General features: G+C 42.5%; 16 protein-coding genes. 9 read left to right on the top strand and 7 right to left on the bottom strand.

The features are described 5' to 3' along the window. The 7 genes from K1F36_RS19410 to K1F36_RS19380 form a co-directional block, all read right to left on the bottom strand. A complete protein-coding gene (locus K1F36_RS19410) occupies nucleotides 1-573 on the bottom strand; it encodes a patatin-like phospholipase family protein (RefSeq protein WP_313790091.1) in 573 nt (190 codons plus the stop codon). Nucleotides 574-635: 62 nt separating this feature from the next. Continuing rightward, nucleotides 636-2,186, bottom strand: coding sequence for a Do family serine endopeptidase (locus K1F36_RS19405; RefSeq protein ID WP_220115276.1), 1,551 nt, complete (start codon nucleotides 2,184-2,186; stop codon nucleotides 636-638). A 17-nt stretch (nucleotides 2,187-2,203) separates the two neighbouring features. Beyond that, the gene (locus K1F36_RS19400; RefSeq protein WP_220115275.1) at nucleotides 2,204-2,692 is read right to left on the bottom strand and encodes a hypothetical protein; all 489 of its coding nucleotides are present in this window, start codon (nucleotides 2,690-2,692) and stop codon (nucleotides 2,204-2,206) included. 50 nt (nucleotides 2,693-2,742) lie between these two features. After that, nucleotides 2,743-2,973, bottom strand: a complete 231-nt coding sequence (locus tag K1F36_RS19395) for a YodC family protein (protein WP_220115274.1) — start codon at nucleotides 2,971-2,973, stop codon at nucleotides 2,743-2,745. Nucleotides 2,974-3,053: 80 nt separating this feature from the next. After that, a complete protein-coding gene (locus K1F36_RS19390; protein ID WP_220115273.1) occupies nucleotides 3,054-4,001 on the bottom strand; it encodes a YfdX family protein in 948 nt (315 codons plus the stop codon). A gap of 33 nt (nucleotides 4,002-4,034) precedes the next feature. Further along, the gene (locus tag K1F36_RS19385) at nucleotides 4,035-4,466 is read right to left on the bottom strand and encodes an Hsp20/alpha crystallin family protein (RefSeq protein ID WP_220115272.1); all 432 of its coding nucleotides are present in this window, start codon (nucleotides 4,464-4,466) and stop codon (nucleotides 4,035-4,037) included. Nucleotides 4,467-4,563: 97 nt separating this feature from the next. Continuing rightward, the gene (locus tag K1F36_RS19380; protein ID WP_220115271.1) at nucleotides 4,564-5,034 is read right to left on the bottom strand and encodes an Hsp20/alpha crystallin family protein; all 471 of its coding nucleotides are present in this window, start codon (nucleotides 5,032-5,034) and stop codon (nucleotides 4,564-4,566) included. Nucleotides 5,035-5,531: 497 nt separating this feature from the next. Here K1F36_RS19380 and K1F36_RS19375 point away from each other — a divergent pair, with 497 nt between their 5' ends. The 9 genes from K1F36_RS19375 to K1F36_RS19335 all read left to right on the top strand — a co-directional run bounded on the left by K1F36_RS19375 (nucleotide 5,532) and on the right by K1F36_RS19335 (nucleotide 15,817). Then, on the top strand, nucleotides 5,532-6,467 hold the full coding sequence (locus tag K1F36_RS19375; RefSeq protein WP_220115270.1) for a DnaJ C-terminal domain-containing protein: 936 nt from the start codon (nucleotides 5,532-5,534) through the stop codon (nucleotides 6,465-6,467). Between the two features lie 12 nt (nucleotides 6,468-6,479). Continuing rightward, on the top strand, nucleotides 6,480-8,396 hold the full coding sequence (gene ftsH / locus K1F36_RS19370) for an ATP-dependent zinc metalloprotease FtsH (RefSeq protein ID WP_220115269.1): 1,917 nt from the start codon (nucleotides 6,480-6,482) through the stop codon (nucleotides 8,394-8,396). Further along, nucleotides 8,393-8,692: a thioredoxin gene (gene trxA, locus K1F36_RS19365; protein ID WP_220115268.1), complete on the top strand. Its 300-nt coding sequence runs from the start codon at nucleotides 8,393-8,395 to the stop codon at nucleotides 8,690-8,692. Before ftsH ends, trxA begins: the two co-directional genes overlap by 4 nt. Before the next feature lie 23 nt (nucleotides 8,693-8,715). Further along, nucleotides 8,716-9,081 (top strand): hypothetical protein, encoded by a 366-nt coding sequence (locus tag K1F36_RS19360; RefSeq protein WP_220115267.1) that lies wholly within the window; start codon nucleotides 8,716-8,718, stop codon nucleotides 9,079-9,081. Nucleotides 9,082-9,083: 2 nt separating this feature from the next. Then, on the top strand, nucleotides 9,084-10,118 hold the full coding sequence (locus K1F36_RS19355; RefSeq protein ID WP_220115266.1) for a mechanosensitive ion channel family protein: 1,035 nt from the start codon (nucleotides 9,084-9,086) through the stop codon (nucleotides 10,116-10,118). Between the two features lie 480 nt (nucleotides 10,119-10,598). Then, the gene (locus K1F36_RS19350) at nucleotides 10,599-11,126 is read left to right on the top strand and encodes an Arm DNA-binding domain-containing protein (RefSeq protein WP_220115265.1); all 528 of its coding nucleotides are present in this window, start codon (nucleotides 10,599-10,601) and stop codon (nucleotides 11,124-11,126) included. A gap of 369 nt (nucleotides 11,127-11,495) precedes the next feature. After that, nucleotides 11,496-12,257, top strand: a complete 762-nt coding sequence (locus K1F36_RS19345) for an SDR family NAD(P)-dependent oxidoreductase (protein WP_220115264.1) — start codon at nucleotides 11,496-11,498, stop codon at nucleotides 12,255-12,257. A gap of 46 nt (nucleotides 12,258-12,303) precedes the next feature. Then, complete coding sequence (locus K1F36_RS19340; RefSeq protein WP_220115263.1) at nucleotides 12,304-12,759, top strand: DinB family protein; 456 nt, start codon at nucleotides 12,304-12,306, stop codon at nucleotides 12,757-12,759. A gap of 508 nt (nucleotides 12,760-13,267) precedes the next feature. Next, on the top strand, nucleotides 13,268-15,817 hold the full coding sequence (locus tag K1F36_RS19335) for a cation-translocating P-type ATPase (RefSeq protein WP_220115262.1): 2,550 nt from the start codon (nucleotides 13,268-13,270) through the stop codon (nucleotides 15,815-15,817). Nucleotides 15,818-16,142 lie beyond the last annotated feature (325 nt).

Here is a 16,142-nt window from a genome sequence, read left to right as displayed (position 1 = left end):
TTAACCCGGCGAGGGTGGTATACTATGTCCGGCGTTTCCAATCACATCACAGGCTCCGGTCAAAGGCTCCACTGGAAAGTTGTTCATGATTCCCCCGTCAGCATAGAGCTGTCCACTGATGGACACGGGACTGAACACAGGAGGCAAGGCCGCAGAGGCCAATAAAGGTTTGAACAATTCCCCCTTTTCAAAATACATGGGTTCTCCCTTCAATAGGTTTGTGGCCACCACAACAAGACGCTTTTCGAGTTCCTCAAACCGATGTGCCGTAAAAAAGGTTTCAAAGAAGGGTAGGTATTTGTCCGTATCGAACAACCCTGGTTTGTTAACAGAGACAAAGTTGTATTTGAGCAGTGGGGTCTCCTTGAAAAAAAGGAGCATATCCTCAATTGAGGCCCCATCGGCATATAGTCCACCGACCAGTGCCCCGGCACTTACACCTGATATTTGATCTGGGTATATCCCGCGTTGTGTCAAGGCCTTCAACAGCCCGATGTGTGCCATCCCTTTGATGCCTCCTCCTGAGAGCACCAGTCCGAGTGTGGCATTGCTCAAGGTTTCAAGTTTCATCATTTACGATTTTAATAAAAGGGGGCGATACTGCCCCCTTGGCCAAATGTTTAACCATAAAAGGATTATGAATCCAAGCCAAAAGCATAATAATATTTACCGGGCATGTCCTCATAGATTCCTTCCAACATGACACCTCCCTCTTTGTCTTCCAAGGTATCCATTACATCCTCTATGTCTTTGACACGGCGACCATCAACATGGGTAATGATGAAACCTTCCCGCACCTTGGTGGCCTTCTGCAATTTTCCCGCATACAGGGAGGTGATCTTCACACCGCTCTCAATGCCCAATTCTTTGGCTTCCTCCCTATCCAAGGCCTTCAGTTCGACTCCCAACAGGTTCAAAATTTTGGCATGTTCCTTTTTCTTGATATTGGTGCTGCCGATCCGGTTCTGTAGGGTGACTTTGAACTCCTTCCTATTGCCTTCCCTGTTCACGGTCAAGGTCACTTGGTCTCCAGGTCTCTTAAGCGCTATGATTTCCTGCAACTCGGGAGAGGATTTTACCTCACGGCCATCCACTTTGAGGATAATGTCGCCTTCCTTGAGTCCGGCCTTATCCGCAGCAGAGTCCTCACCGACCGAGGCAACGAGGACACCTTGTGTCAAGGCGACTTTTTTTTCCTTGGCCAAGGTACTGTTGAGGGTCACGATATTGATGCCCAGCATGCCCCGTTGTACTACTCCATAGTTCAACAGGTCCTCCACTACCTTGTTGGCTATATTGCTTGGTACGGCAAAACCATAACCATTATATGTTCCGGTCCTTGTGGCAATGGCCGTATTGATGCCGATGAGGTCCCCGTTGAGGTTGACCAAGGCACCACCACTGTTGCCCGGATTGATGGCGGCATCGGTCTGGATAAAGCTCTCCACGGCGAACCTATCCTGATTGATATTAATGTTCCGTGCCTTGGCGCTCACTATTCCAGCGGTCACAGTGGAATTGAGACTGAACGGGTTGCCGACGGCCAATACCCATTCCCCAACCTGGACATCATCAGAATTGACAAAGGGCAGGGCCTTGAGACCTTTCTTTTTGATCTGTAACAAGGCAAGGTCAGTGGAAGGATCCGTACCTATGACCGTGGCCTTGTATGTGCCATTGTTGTGAAGTGTGACCTCAATCTCATCCGCATCCTGGATTACATGGTTGTTGGTCAATATATAACCATTCTGGTTGATGATCACCCCGGAACCGGTCCCCATCAAGGGCATTTCATCCGGTACCTGGTATTGTTCGGAACCATTCGGTTGCTGGGGCTTCCCATTGTAATACCTTCTTTCAAAGAACTGTCCGTATGGGCTCTCCCCAAAAAAATCACGGAAAGGGTCTGGCAAGCTGCGGTACTGGAACATTTTAGGGTTTCCTGTTGAAATCATTTTTTTTGCCGAAATATGTACCACGGCATCCAAGACCTTTTCGGTGGTTTTTGTAAAATCCAACGGGGTGATTTCCCCATCGACATTGGCAGCGTACAACACTTTATGGCCGTTGGCCATATCGACATGTTGTATCTCCACTGCGTTCTTTCCAAAATAATGGTACCCCCCGATGGCACCGAGACTGATCATCAGGGATACCAAAGCTGATATAAAAACTGTTCTTTTCATTTTTGTCACATTTATTTTTATAGACTGTCTTTTTTATGAGTTCCCGTTTCGGAACGATACTTTTCCAGAAAATCCATCTGTCTTTTCATCATTCGCTTCCTGATACGATCCAGTTCCATGAAATCTTTCCCAAAATCACTTTCAAAAAAACCATCATTGAAAAACCTTTTGCTGAAAAGTGAATCCGGTTCGAAAATGTCCCCGAACCCTTGGTCGCTGAACTGGGAGAAATGTCTATAGAACTTGGATTCAAAATTGTTCAGAAGACTATCCTTGTCCTGGGTGGTTAGGTCGTTCAACGGATCCATGGAGGACCAGGAATAGATACTGTCATAGCGAACGAGGTTACCGTTCTCGTCAAATTCCTTATCGACCTCCCAATTGCCCTTGGGCTGTTCAACTTCCTTTTTCTTTTCCTCATTGACGATTGTCCTGTCTTCCTTGTTCTGGCCCTGACAGCCGATCAGGCCGAACAAGAACAAAGCCATTAACACTTGTTTTTTCATTGCTCTATTTTTTGGGTTTGACATATCATTTCCGCCTAAGGCCATCTGCCCTATGTCCTGTACATGCCTTTCGAATCCCCTACCTTGAACAATCGGTTTTGATGGAATATTTGCGATTTTCGTTCACCATCACGGTACCATACACATTCGACATAGGTATCGTTGTCCACAAACCCAAAAATGGGTTCCTTTTTTGCGATGTATTTGGAAACTTCCATTTTGGGACTGTCAGAACTTCCCTTGATCTCGACCCAGTCACCTGCTTTGAATTTTCGTGCCATATCACCACTCGATTTAAAGTGAGTGGGCAGTTGGTGACCGCCCACTTTCACCATTGTCCAACCAAATACGCCATTCCCAGTTATGATATACGTTCTTTGAATTTGTCAAGCTTGGCACGGAGGTTTTTGAGCAATCCTTTTTCATCCGTGTTTGAAGTGTCCACTATCACTTTGCCAATCTGCTTTATTGCATCATGGAGTTCCTTGAATTCCTTGTCCTTTTTACCATAGCCCAGGGTTTCGGCAAATGTCAATTCATAGGTTGCATTGTCAAGAAGCTGATTGGCAAGTTCCATATCAAAATCCTCTTCTTGGATCATTTCGTCGAGCTTTTGGAGAATGAACTCGGTTCTGATGAGTGGCAGCGGAATGCGCTTTTGTTCCACCACAATGGTGTTCAAAGTGGCATTCAACAAAGTACTTGCCGCTTCATAGTCCCCATCCTTTGCCAGTACCAATGCTTTTTTCAAAGCTACTGGATAGGTTGCTATGGGAAGGCTATAGGTATCTATTTCAATTTCACTCTTAAGCCCGTCCAAAAGTTCAATGGTTTCCTGGATTTTCCCTTCCTCAAGGGATCTTTTAGCCAATGCCTTAATTTTCTTAATACTAGAAATATCAGCAACCAGATCATTCGTTCCAATTTTAAAGTCAACAGGTGCCAGCGATAGTTCCGGATTTAAGGCTGTCAATGCCTCCGCTTTTCCGATGCCCAATTCAATGGAGCTCTTTGCTTTGGCATAACTGCTGTCCGCAATGAATGTGATGGCTTGTTTGGTGGCATTGACCACATCCAATGCGTCCTGCATCAATTCGTCACTGCTCAACCGGATATTGCGTTGGATCTCTTCATCAAAGGCCGTTTGAAACTGTGCCTTGTTAAAGTAATGGCTTACTTCCGGGGCTGCTTCGCCCACGACTTCCATTTCATTGTTCATGGCCAGGTCCTTGTCTTCTTTTTTATCTTTGTTGCAACTTAAAACAAGGACCGCCAACAGGGTCAGTAATCCAAATTTTAAGGTTTTCATTGTATTCAGATTTTAAGGGTTCAACAATTTTCATCAAGCTACCTTTAGGATTCGCTTGTACTTTGTTTCCTTTTTGGCAATGGTTACCTGTAACAATCCATTCTTCATTTTTGCACTTATCCTTTCGGGATCCGCATTCAATGGGACATCAAAGGCCCTGTAAAAGGTATTGCGCACAAACTCCTTGCGTACCCAATGCCTTTGTCTCACTTCCTGTGATTGCTCTTTTTCACCACTAATGATCAGGGTGTTGCCCTGTAATTCGATCCTTACGTTCTTTTTGTCAAGTCCGGGCAAGGCAATGGAAAGTTCAAAAGCGGCCTCCCCATCACTGATGTTGGTGGATGGGATGGTCACCAATTCATTGTTCCCACTTTTGGATTTGGGCAGTACCATGCCCTTGAACCGCTCGATGAATGGTGGGAATTTGATTGCCTTACCCACTTCTTTGCCAAATACTTTCATTTTACAAAAATTTAGGTTCAACAATTTTGGTCTTATCTTAATGGAAGGGGCCGGTTTGCCAGCCCCGATCCAATTCATCAAGCAAAAAAACGTTTCGTCAAGAAATTTTGATGGTTCTGGCAGGTTTTTGTCTGGCCTCTTCCTTCTTTGGAAGATGGATGCTCAAGATACCATCATTGTACGAAGCGTTTATCTTGCTATCGTCAACGGATTCAGGAAGTGTGAAGGTCCTCCTAAAGGATGAATAACCGAACTCCCTACGGGTATAGTTCTCCTCCTTGTTTTCCTCTTCCTGTTTCACCTCGGTTGAGATGGAAAGTAAATGATTATCCAAGTCAATGTGGAAATCAGACTTTTTCATTCCGGGAACTGCCATCTCTACCCAATAAGCATCAGCTGTTTCCTTGATGTTAACTTGGGGCAAAGTAATTCCGGTATTAAAATTAGAAGTAAACACCGATGGCAAATCCGCATTGAAAAAGTTATCAATCCAATTTGACCAAGTTGGGAAGTCCAGTGAAGATTTTGCTAAACTTCCATTTTTAGGAACAGAAACTAAATTGTTCATGATTAAAAAATTTAAGTTCAACAATAAATAAGTTGAAGTCGATCGAACTTCATTTTCGAATTGAACAAATTAAATGCCAAACTGAATCAATCTTCATTTCAATGTAAGTTTATTTCTTTGGACAAGAAGAAAATATGTCATTTTGACATTATCAAATCCCTTATCCTATGTCATGTTGACAATTTTACGCTATTATCTTTCTGATGAAATCTGTCATTTTGAACTTTTTCAAATTGTTAAAAACACTTCTGAAAACAATGGTATTCATTTTGTTCTGACCAAGGAAAAATGAAAATAGGATAAGATGGACCCAACATCTGGCACTTGTGTACGGATGGTTCCGGTCGAACAATGACATATTGGACATAAGAAGAATGGAACGGCCCAGAAAGGTTTCAGTATTTCATATTCATAAATGTATGAATAGGGCATGAAACCATGTGTTTGGGGCCGTTCTATGGTGAAATCGGTACCAAAGGAACAAAAAAAATGGTGAGATGGAATATAAGGACTACTATAAAATACTGGGTGTTGATAAGGACGCAACACCCAATGAAATAAAAAAGGCATACCGGAAATTGGCCGCCAAATATCATCCCGATAAAAATTCAGGGGATAAAAATGCCGAGGAACGCTGTAAGGAGATTAATGAGGCCAATGAAGTCTTGGGGGATCCCGGGAAAAGGAAAAAATACGATGCCCTTGGTGCCAATTGGGAAGCCTATGGACAGGCAGAGGGAGATTGGGGGCGATATGCGGGGCCGCGGCATGGCCAAAATGGCCAGACCTTTTCCTATGAGGGGGACCCTTCCGATTTCTTTGGTGACCATGGTAGCGGATTCTCCAGTTTTTTTGACATGTTTTTTGGAGGCAGGGCCACCAATGGCCATAGAGCGTATACCGGTGGGGACATCCAGGCCGAATTGCCCATTACCCTTTTGGAGGCCTATCACGGCAGTAAACGGACTTTTGAACTCAATGGACAAAAGTTGAGGATTACCATAAAACCCGGCTCCTATGACGGTCAACAATTGAAGATAAGGGGAAAAGGACAATCCGGGGGCAGCCGGGGCAAGCCGGGGGACCTGTATATTGTGTTAAGGGTCGGGGACGATCCCCGATTCCAAAGAAGGGGAAACGATCTTCTAATTACAAAAAAGATCGATTTGTATACAGCTCTGTTGGGAGGCAAGATCGAGGTCCCCACAATGACAGGTTCCGTAAAAATGTCGGTTCCCAAAGGCACCCAAGATGGCAAGACCTTGCGTTTGAAGGGAAAGGGCATGCCTGTGTACAACAGCAGATCCCATGGGGATTTGTTGGTTCAGATCCAAGTAGAGCTTCCACGGCAATTGAGCCATGAGGAAGAGGAACTCTTTAAAAAGCTGCGCCGACTATCGGAAGGGAAGGGATACACAAAACATACAACATAATAATACAGGGCAATGAAAAAAAGAGGGAAATATTCGATATGGTACTACGTGGCAGTGTTTGCCTTTATTCTGGGTCTGCAATTTATGTTCTTTCCGAATGACATTGCAAGAAACAATGAGATCACCTATGGGGAATTCAAGAAAAAGTTGGCAAACCGGGAAATAGAGAAACTGGTGATCCTACCCGATAAGTTTGTCGGCCTTTACAAGGGCAACGAAGCTTTGGACAGTACCAATAACGTGACATCGGGTCCGTCGACCCCTTGGCGATTGCGGTTGGAGGATGTTGAGGAGCAGATGAAAAGACAGTTTACGGTAAATAGGTTGCCCAATATCGAAGACCGGGAATTGCTCAGGCTATTGGATGAGCACCAAATAGATTACAGCGGTAAGATCCAGCAAAATTTTATAAGGGATTTTATCCTGAACTGGATCTTCCCCATACTGTTATTTTTCATTCTGTGGGGACTTCTTTATCGAAATGTATGGAGTGGTAAGGGCAATCCCATGCTCACCATGGGAAAGAACAAGGTGAAGATCCAAGCGGAGGATCCATCCAAAAAGGTCACTTTTGAGCAAGTGGCAGGTGTTGACGAGGCCGTTGAGGAAGTACAGGAACTCGTCAACTTTCTCAAAGAACCGGGGAAATACTCAAAACTCGGCGGAAAATTGCCAAAAGGGGTACTGTTGGTGGGCCCTCCCGGAACCGGTAAGACACTCTTGGCAAGAGCAGTGGCCGGTGAATCCGGGGTCCCCTTTTTCAATATGAGCGGCTCGGATTTTGTTGAGATGTTCGTGGGAGTGGGCGCTGCCCGGGTCAGGGACTTGTTCCAGCAGGCAAAGACACAGGCTCCTTGCATTATTTTTATTGATGAACTCGACGCCATTGGAAAGAAAAGGGGAGGGGCCGGTGTTATTGGGGGAGGATATGATGAACGTGAAAATACACTCAACCAATTGTTGGTGGAAATGGATGGTTTCGATCCTGGTAAGGGTGTGGTGATCATGGGCGCCACAAACCGTCCCGAGGTTTTGGATCCCGCCCTGTTGAGACCGGGAAGGTTCGACAGACAGGTTTTGGTCGACAGACCGGATATGAAAGGGAGGGAGGCCATATTCCATGTGCATACCCGAAAATTGGTGCTTGCCGATGATGTGGACCTGGCCAATTTAGCGGCCATGACCCCTGGGTTTGCCGGGGCCGAGATTGCCAACGTGTGCAACGAGGCCGCTTTGCTGGCAGTCAGGAACGACCATCAAAAAATCACAAACGGGGATTTTGAGTCTGCCATTGAGCGCGTTATCGCAGGGCTGGAGAAGAAGAATAAAGTGATTAATGAACAGGAACGCAAAATAATCGCATACCACGAAAGCGGACATGCCATTGTGGGCTATTTTACCGAAGGTGCGGATGAGGTACAAAAAGTAAGTATCGTTCCAAGGGGTATCGGGGCTTTGGGCTATACCCTGCAAATGCCCTTGGAGGATCGCTATTTGATGACAAAAACGGAGCTTTTGGGCAAAATCAAGGGACTGTTGGGGGGCAGGGCCGCCGAGGAAATTGTTTTTGGGGACATCACCACCGGAGCTTCCAATGATCTTGAGAGGGTGTCCAGATTGGCCCGTAATATGATTACGGTTTATGGGATGAGCGAGAAAGTGCCCAATATTTCCTTGGTCCAACAATCCGGGTATGGTTTTTTGGGCAGTGATGCATATCAGGACAAAAGATCGGAAAAATTGGAACAGCTCATAGATGACGAAGTCCAGAAAATCATAAATGATTGCTATGACGAAGTAAAAAAACTCTTGAGGGAGAAAAGGGGATTATTGGACGCGATGTCCATGGAACTCTTGGAAAAAGAGGTGCTGAACAAGAAGGACATCAGAAGGATTCTAGGGAAAAAAACAAAAAAGCAAACCATATGAAAGGAAATTTCAACAACATCATCAATGACAAAAAACCTGTATTGGTCGACTTCCATGCAGAATGGTGCGGTCCCTGTAAAGAGCAGGCACCCATTTTGAAAGAGTTGGCAAAAGGACAGGAAGAGGTTAGGATCATAAAGATCGATATCGACAAGAACCCGGAGATTGCCCAAAAGTACGGTGTTAGGAGTGTGCCCACTTTAATGCTGTTCAAGGAAGGAAGGAACCTTTGGAAACAATCCGGGGTTTTGGGCTTGGCGGAACTCAAGGCTGTTATATCACAATATCTGGTTTAGACTTTGAATAATTATGCTGAAAAATGAAAATTACGGTTTATCAAAATGACTATGGGTATCGGAGCAATGGGCTGAGGGACTTCCTTGATGTCCTGATTGGGTCAAGGATGAAATACCTGGCAAGTGATTTGCTATATGAGGGTGTCCCAAAAGAGGACATTGTTCAAGCGGTAAAGGATGCAATGGCCGTCATGGATGGGAGCGGGATGGATGTAAAGGAACATTTCAGGCCTGTTTACACGCAATTGAAGGGAACATTGTTCAAGGATTTCAAAATGAGCCAAAAAGGGTGGTTCCTGGTATTGTTGAACCTGCCTCCGGAGAGTGCGTTCTCAAAAAGGATGCAACTCCATATCAGTGATTTTTTGGAAGATCGTCTGAACCTATGACCATGGGGACAATGAAGGAACTGTTGACAAACCATTACCTTGTTGTCCCTATTGCCCTGTTACTGGGGATAGTGGTCGGTCGATTTGTTCTGAGACCTTTGCTCGGCCTGATCCAAAGATTCTCCGTGAGAAAACGTTTTCAGTACTTTGGGGTATTGTTCCAATCTCTTGGAACCATTGCCCTGTTACTGGGAATCACGGTCACTGTCAACATGGTCGACCTTTTATTGGACGTCCATGCAGTCCCAGGATGGTTTCACAAGACGGTCATTAGCCTGAACGTCTTCGTGCTCACCTATACGGTAGCTGAATTGTTGATCTTTCTCTACGATAGATATACCAAGGCCAAACAGGGCAGGGCCACGTCACTTTTCCATATTTTGATCCGTATCCTCAGTTATATTACGGGTTTTGTTGTTTTTACCCATCTCATTGGTTTTCAATTGGCCCCTGTCCTGACTGCCTTGGGGGTTGGGGGACTTGCCGTGGCACTGGCGTTGCAGGATACGCTTGGCAACCTTTTTGCCGGTCTGCACATACTGGCCGCCAAACAGCTTCAACCTGGGGATTATTTAAAATTGGATTCTGGGGAGGAGGGTTATGTTTTGGATATCAACTGGAGGAATACCGTGATCAAGACCCTTTTGGAAAATGTGGTGATCATCCCCAACTCAAAGATTTCAAGTACCATCACCACCAATTATTTCACCCTACAGAAGAATCTCTTTTTCCAAGTAACGGTGGGAGTCCACTACAACAGTGACTTGGAACATGTGGAAAAGGTCACCCTTGGGGTCGCACAAGAACTTCTTTCGGAATATCCATCTTTGCCCAAAAAATTTGAGCCGATGGTACGTTTTTATGAGTTTGCGGACAGTAGTATCAATATGAAGGTCTGGTTGGCAACAGATCTTTACGAAAACCAATTTGTCATGCGTCACCGGTTCATCCAGAAACTTCAAAAGAGATTCAGGGAAGAGGGCATTGTCATTCCATTCCCCATACGGACCATTGAGATTGCTAGTGATTCAAATTAAAAATATTGTACGGATTAATTTTCATGGCAAATTAACAATTAGAGTAATTTATCAACAAGAGCCCTAAGCACTGGTTGATTTAATATTTTAGAAATAAATGCCATTTACTAACAAATATTAAGATTTGCTACCTTTATTATATTATAACGTAAGACTTATGATGTTCCAAAAAGAGACCAAAAAGGCGACCAATAATTGAAACTTCGGTATAAGTGATTGGTTTAAAGTAGAATGGGAAACATTCTCACATTCTGCCACCCCGACGAACCACTAAATAGGTGGTATTAAAGCACTGTCAACTGACTGATTGACAGTGCTTTTTGTTTTTTATGCATTCATTTGATATCATTTAAATACATATAAAAGGTGTAGAGTTCGGTGAATGGTTCGGTACGTTCCTTGTGCATAATTTAGCTACAGTTTGACGCTGTTTATGGGTGTTTTGCAAACCTGTTTTGTCAAACCCAAAAGCTATGTATTATGCGAAATTCCAACACTTTAAAGGTTCTACTCTTCACAAGGGACACTTCCAACAACCCTGAAAAATTGACCATTTATGCCCGCATCACTGTCAACGGGAAACGGGCAGAAATCAGCCTGAAACGATATGTTTCGGTGAATGAATGGGATGAAACGAGAGGAAGGCTTCATGGACTAACCCACAAGGCCCGTTTGTTGAACAGCTATCTGGATGAGGTGTATGGTGCCATCATGGACACCCATAAACAATTGTTGCGTGAGGACAAGCTTATCACGGCTCAGGCAATCAAGGCCCGTTATCTAGGGCAGGACGAGCAACACAAGACCCTTTTAGAACTTATCAAATACCACAACGAATCACAAAAGAGTAAGCTTCGCCCTGGAACCATGAAAAACTATTATGGCAAAAGCAAGTTATCAAAAAAATGCTTAAATTGGGGGTGTAAAACTCCCATAAGTTTTGCCTCTGAATGTGCCGATTTGAACACGGTTCAGGGTTCGGTTAACTGGCCCAAGTTAACAGTGTAAAATAATGAAAATCAACTATTTACAAAGCAATTAAGGAAATTGAAAATTATCTATTAACTTATTATGGTTATTTTAAATAGATTAGCTAACATCGCTACGTAACTTATGTTACCTTATTAGCGTTTATTAAAGGATAAATTTGGTCCATTGTTAAACGTTAAAGAAAGGTTAATTATGAAAATGATATTGTTAAGGAATTGGAAATAAAAGATAGGAGTTATGATTCCTCTCTAATGGTAACATGTTTTCCAAGTCATATAAAAGTGACCAAGGTTACGTTTGCATGTACAAAATCAACACTAGCGTAAACCTAAATGAGTATTTTGGTAGAATAAGTTAAACTGAATATTTAACATAAAATTATTTAATATGAAAAGATTAGAAAGTAAAATTGCATTAATAACCGGTGGTGCTGGTAGTATTGGCAAGCATACTGCCAAAGGTTTTTTAGAAGAAGGAGCCAAGGTGTTTTTGGTGGATTTAAACGAAGATGACCTAAAAAAGACGGTAGAGGAACTGAGCAGCGAGAATGTCCAATACTGCGTTGCCGATGTCAGTAAATCTAGTGATGTTCAGAAATATGTGGATGAAGCAGTAAAGGCTTATGGGAAAATTGACATCTTCTTTAATAATGCGGGTATCGAAGGTGTAGTGAAACCTATTGAGGATTATCCAGAAGACATATTTGATAAGGTAATCGCTGTAAACGTAAAAGGAGTTTGGTTGGGTGCTAAGTATGTTTTACCGCAAATGAACGACGGCGCAAGTATGATTATAACTTCATCGGTTGCAGGTTTGAATGGTAGTCCGAACGTAAGTGCTTATATAACAAGTAAGCATGCCGTAGTAGGGGTAATGAGGGCGACAGCGGTTGAGGCAGCACCTAGAAAAATACGGGTAAATTCAGTACATCCCTCACCCGTTGATAACAGAATGATGCGTTCTTTGGAAGAGGGTTTTGCTCCGGGAGCGGCTGCAGAAGCTAAGAAAGAACTGGAAAAATCAATTCCTTTAGGTCGCTACGCTACGGCAGATGAGATCACGAAAGCAGTTTTGTTTTTAGCGAGCGATGATAGCCAGTTCGTAACCGGAACCACAGTTGTTGTAGACGGAGGATTGAGCGTTTTATAAATTAATAACGCCTATACGATAACTTTAGATATAAGTAACATTTCAAATGAACAATACAAAGATCTTGCTTGACCTGTGGATTGAAGCCCGAACAAGGTTTACCAATCTTTTAGATAATATATCAGAAAGTGATTTACAAAAAAAATTACTGCCTGCCCAAAACTCAGTTGGATTTCTTATTCGACATATTGGAGATGTGGAACTACTTTTTGCAAAGAATGTTTTCAGTGATAAAACAGTAAAAGTAACAGCTAAAACAATTATCGCACAAAAAGACACGGGAGAGTGGACAGACTTAATATCTTTAAAATCTTACGTTGCAGAATCTTTTGAAAAATTAAAAGCGATAGTAGAAGAACAAACTAATGATGATTGGGAAACATTGATTACTACTAAAGAATTTGGAACAAAAACTAAAGCTGAAGCCTTTGGGAGAATAATTTCTCATACAAGCTATCATGCCGGACAGTTAGCTATTATTCTTAAATATGGTATCCTTTAAAATCAAAATGGAATGGATACAGAACAGAAAATCAAAGAAATGGTAATTACGACGGGCGTGGGTTATAATCACGATTTTTAACTAACTTAGTATCAATGAAAAAAATGTTCGCCATATTTTTTTTATCAGTATACCTGATCTCAACGACAGAGCTTTCCCAGTTGTTGAAGTTTCCCATATTGGTAGAACATTTCATCGAGCATAAAGAAAAAAAACTGGAATATTTGTTGTTGGCTTTTTAGGTTTCCATTACAATAACCATTTGGAAAATCATCCACTCGATGATGATTACGATCAAGACCAAAAACTACCTTTTCCAAATGGTTTATATCCAAAAATAACAATCAATCTTTAATAATTTTACCCGTTTATCAATCGATGCAATTCGGGTTGGGCATTATTAAAACATTTTAATTATGAATAGTCGCCTTTAAAAGTCTTCTAAATAAGCCGAATAGCATCAAACGAATAGAAAAATTGGTAAATTTAAATTTATACTGATTATTTTATGTCCTATAATATACCCGACCATCTGAAAGGTCTCAACGATAACGAAGTAGCCGCTTCACAAAAGAAGTACGGTTACAACCGTATAGACACTGCCCATAAAAATACCGGGTTGGAATTACTTCTTAATATCCTGAAAGAACCAATGCTGATATTGCTCTTTGCTATTTCAGCCATCTATCTCATGACAGGCGATTATGGAGAAGCCTTTTTTATGTTTGTTGCAATCGTTGCCGTTTCGGCTATTTCATTATATCAGGATACCCGGAGCAAAAAAGCGCTGGAAGCTTTAGAAAAACTGAATGAACCTTTGAGTACGGTTATCCGTAATGCACAGGTTGTTGAAATCCCCACAAACGAAATTGCGATTGGCGACCTCAGCATTACCGAAGAAGGAAAAATGATTAACGCAGACGGAAAGATTGTGCACAGCAACGATTTTTCCGTTAATGAAGCCTCTTTGACCGGCGAGAGTTTATCGGTATTCAAAAGCAGTGAAATTGAAGATAATAAAGTATACAGCGGAACCTTAGCAGTATCGGGACTGGCAGTTTTTGAAGTAGAAAAAATTGGTGCAGAAACACAGTTAGGCAAAATCGGTCGATCCATTCAGGACATCAAAGAAGAGCGTTCTCCATTGCAAATCCAGATTACCAAGTTTGTAAAATGGATGGCGGTGGCGGGCATTATCGTCTTTCTAATGGTTTGGATATTCAGCTACATACAAACTGATAATGTTATCGAAAGTCTGTTGGTCGGACTTACGATGGCTATGTCCGTTTTGCCTGAAGAAATCCCGGTAGCATTTACTACGTTTATGGCATTGGGTGCATGGAAGCTGATGCGTGAGGGTATTATTGTCAAACGAAGCAGCATTGTGGAAACCCTGGGCAGCACAACGGTTATCTGCACCGATAAAACCGGAACCATTACCGAAAACACGATGCACCTGAAACACCTTTACGATTATCAGTCGGATAAAATTTTCGATGAGAAAGATTTTGGTGATACTACACTCTCCAAGCTGATTGATTATGCAATGTGGAGCAGCGAACCTGTTCCCTTTGACCCGATGGAAAAAACGCTTCACAAGGTGTATGAACAAACACAAAAAAATGATGCAAGAAAAGACTACCGGATGTTTCACGAATATCCGCTGGATGGGAAGCCACCAATGATGACACACCTTTTTGAGAATAAAGAAAGGCATCGGATTATTGCGGCGAAAGGAGCGCCTGAAGCTATCCTCGATGTTTCCATGCTTTTAGAAAGTGAGAAAAGCGATGTACGGAAACTTATTAAAAGTTTTGGGCAACAAGGATTTCGGGTTTTAGGGGTAGCAAAATCCAATTTTGAGGGTGACGATCTTCCCCGTGAACAGCAGCAGTTCAGGTTTGACTTTCTGGGTTTGGTGGTGTTTTACGACCCACCGAAAAAAGGTATTCAGGATGTTTTTCAGCATATTTATGATGCCGGTATAAAAGTAAAAGTGATTACGGGCGATAATACGGATACTACAAAAAGCATTGCGGCACAGGCGGGAATTGTAAATACAGCCGAAGCCGTAGAGGGAAAAGAAATTATGGAATATTCGGAAGAACAGCTCCTACAGGAAGTCGAAGAAAAGGTATTGTTCACCAGAATGTTCCCTGATGCCAAACTCGCCGTAGTGAACGCACTGAAAAAAAAAGGAGAAGTGGTGGCGATGCTGGGCGATGGCGTAAACGATGGCCCGGCTTTGAAAACCGCTCATATCGGTGTTGCAATGGGAAGTAAAGGAACGGAAATAGCAAAAGCGGCAGCAGCTTTAGTGATTACCAATGATGATTTGGACAGGCTCATTATCGGAATTGCATCCGGAAGAAGGATTTATGCCAATATCAAAAAAGCCATTCAGTATATCATTTCCATTCATATCCCGATTATCCTTACGGTTTCTCTGCCCTTGTTTCTGGGCTGGATATTTCCGCAGATATTTACACCTGTTCACGTGATCTTTTTTGAGCTGGTAATGGGTCCCACCTGTTCCATCGTATATGAAAACGAACCAATGGAGAAGGATACCATGTTGCAGAAGCCAAGAAGAATGGCAGACACTTTCTTGAACTGGAAAGAGTTGGCTGTCAGTATCGTTCAGGGGTTGGTGATTACCGCTGGTGTATTGTTTGCATATCAATGGGTTGTTCAGAATGGTGGCAGCGAAGAAAAAACAAGGGCAATGGTTTTTACAACTTTGATTTTTGCCAATATTTTATTGAGTCTGACGAACCGCTCGTTCCATTACAGTCTGTTTGAAAGTTTCAAGAACAAAAACATATTATTTGCAGTGGTTAGTGGCTCAGTCATAATTATGCTTTTTGCCATATTGTATATTGAGCCTTTAGGTAAATTCTTCCACTTAAGCGGATTGAATGCAGGGGAATTAGGTATAGCCGCTAGTATCGCTGCAATATCCGTATTGTGGTTTGAAGTGTATAAATGGGTGAAACGGTTAAGACAAAATGACACAGAAACTTCAGGACTTCATTCGTTAGAAAGTTACATAAAGTGAAAATAATTATGATGGTATTGAATCTTACCTGACGGATGACGATCAAAATATATAGTTATTACAGCAGTCTGAATCGGACACTTTAGAGAAGAGAAACGAAATCTTTCAAAGTTTCTGTTTACTTATACATTAATTTAGCAATCATGATTTTTTAACTTATCCGATTCTTGAGCGTCTCTTTTAGTTTGTACCAAATATACAATTCAGACAATTCGAGACTTACATCGAACTTTGATTCCAAATCTACTCTAAAGTCATGGTATTCTGTTAAAGAGAACTCAGGGTGGATGAGCCGGATGGTTGAGTCCACTAAAAACGGCAAATA

Source organism: Flagellimonas abyssi (assembly GCF_019457905.1).
GTDB classification, from domain to species: Bacteria; Bacteroidota; Bacteroidia; order Flavobacteriales; family Flavobacteriaceae; genus Flagellimonas; species Flagellimonas abyssi.
Note: the sequence above shows the minus strand (reverse complement) of the source record. Positions and strands in the feature narration are given on the sequence as shown.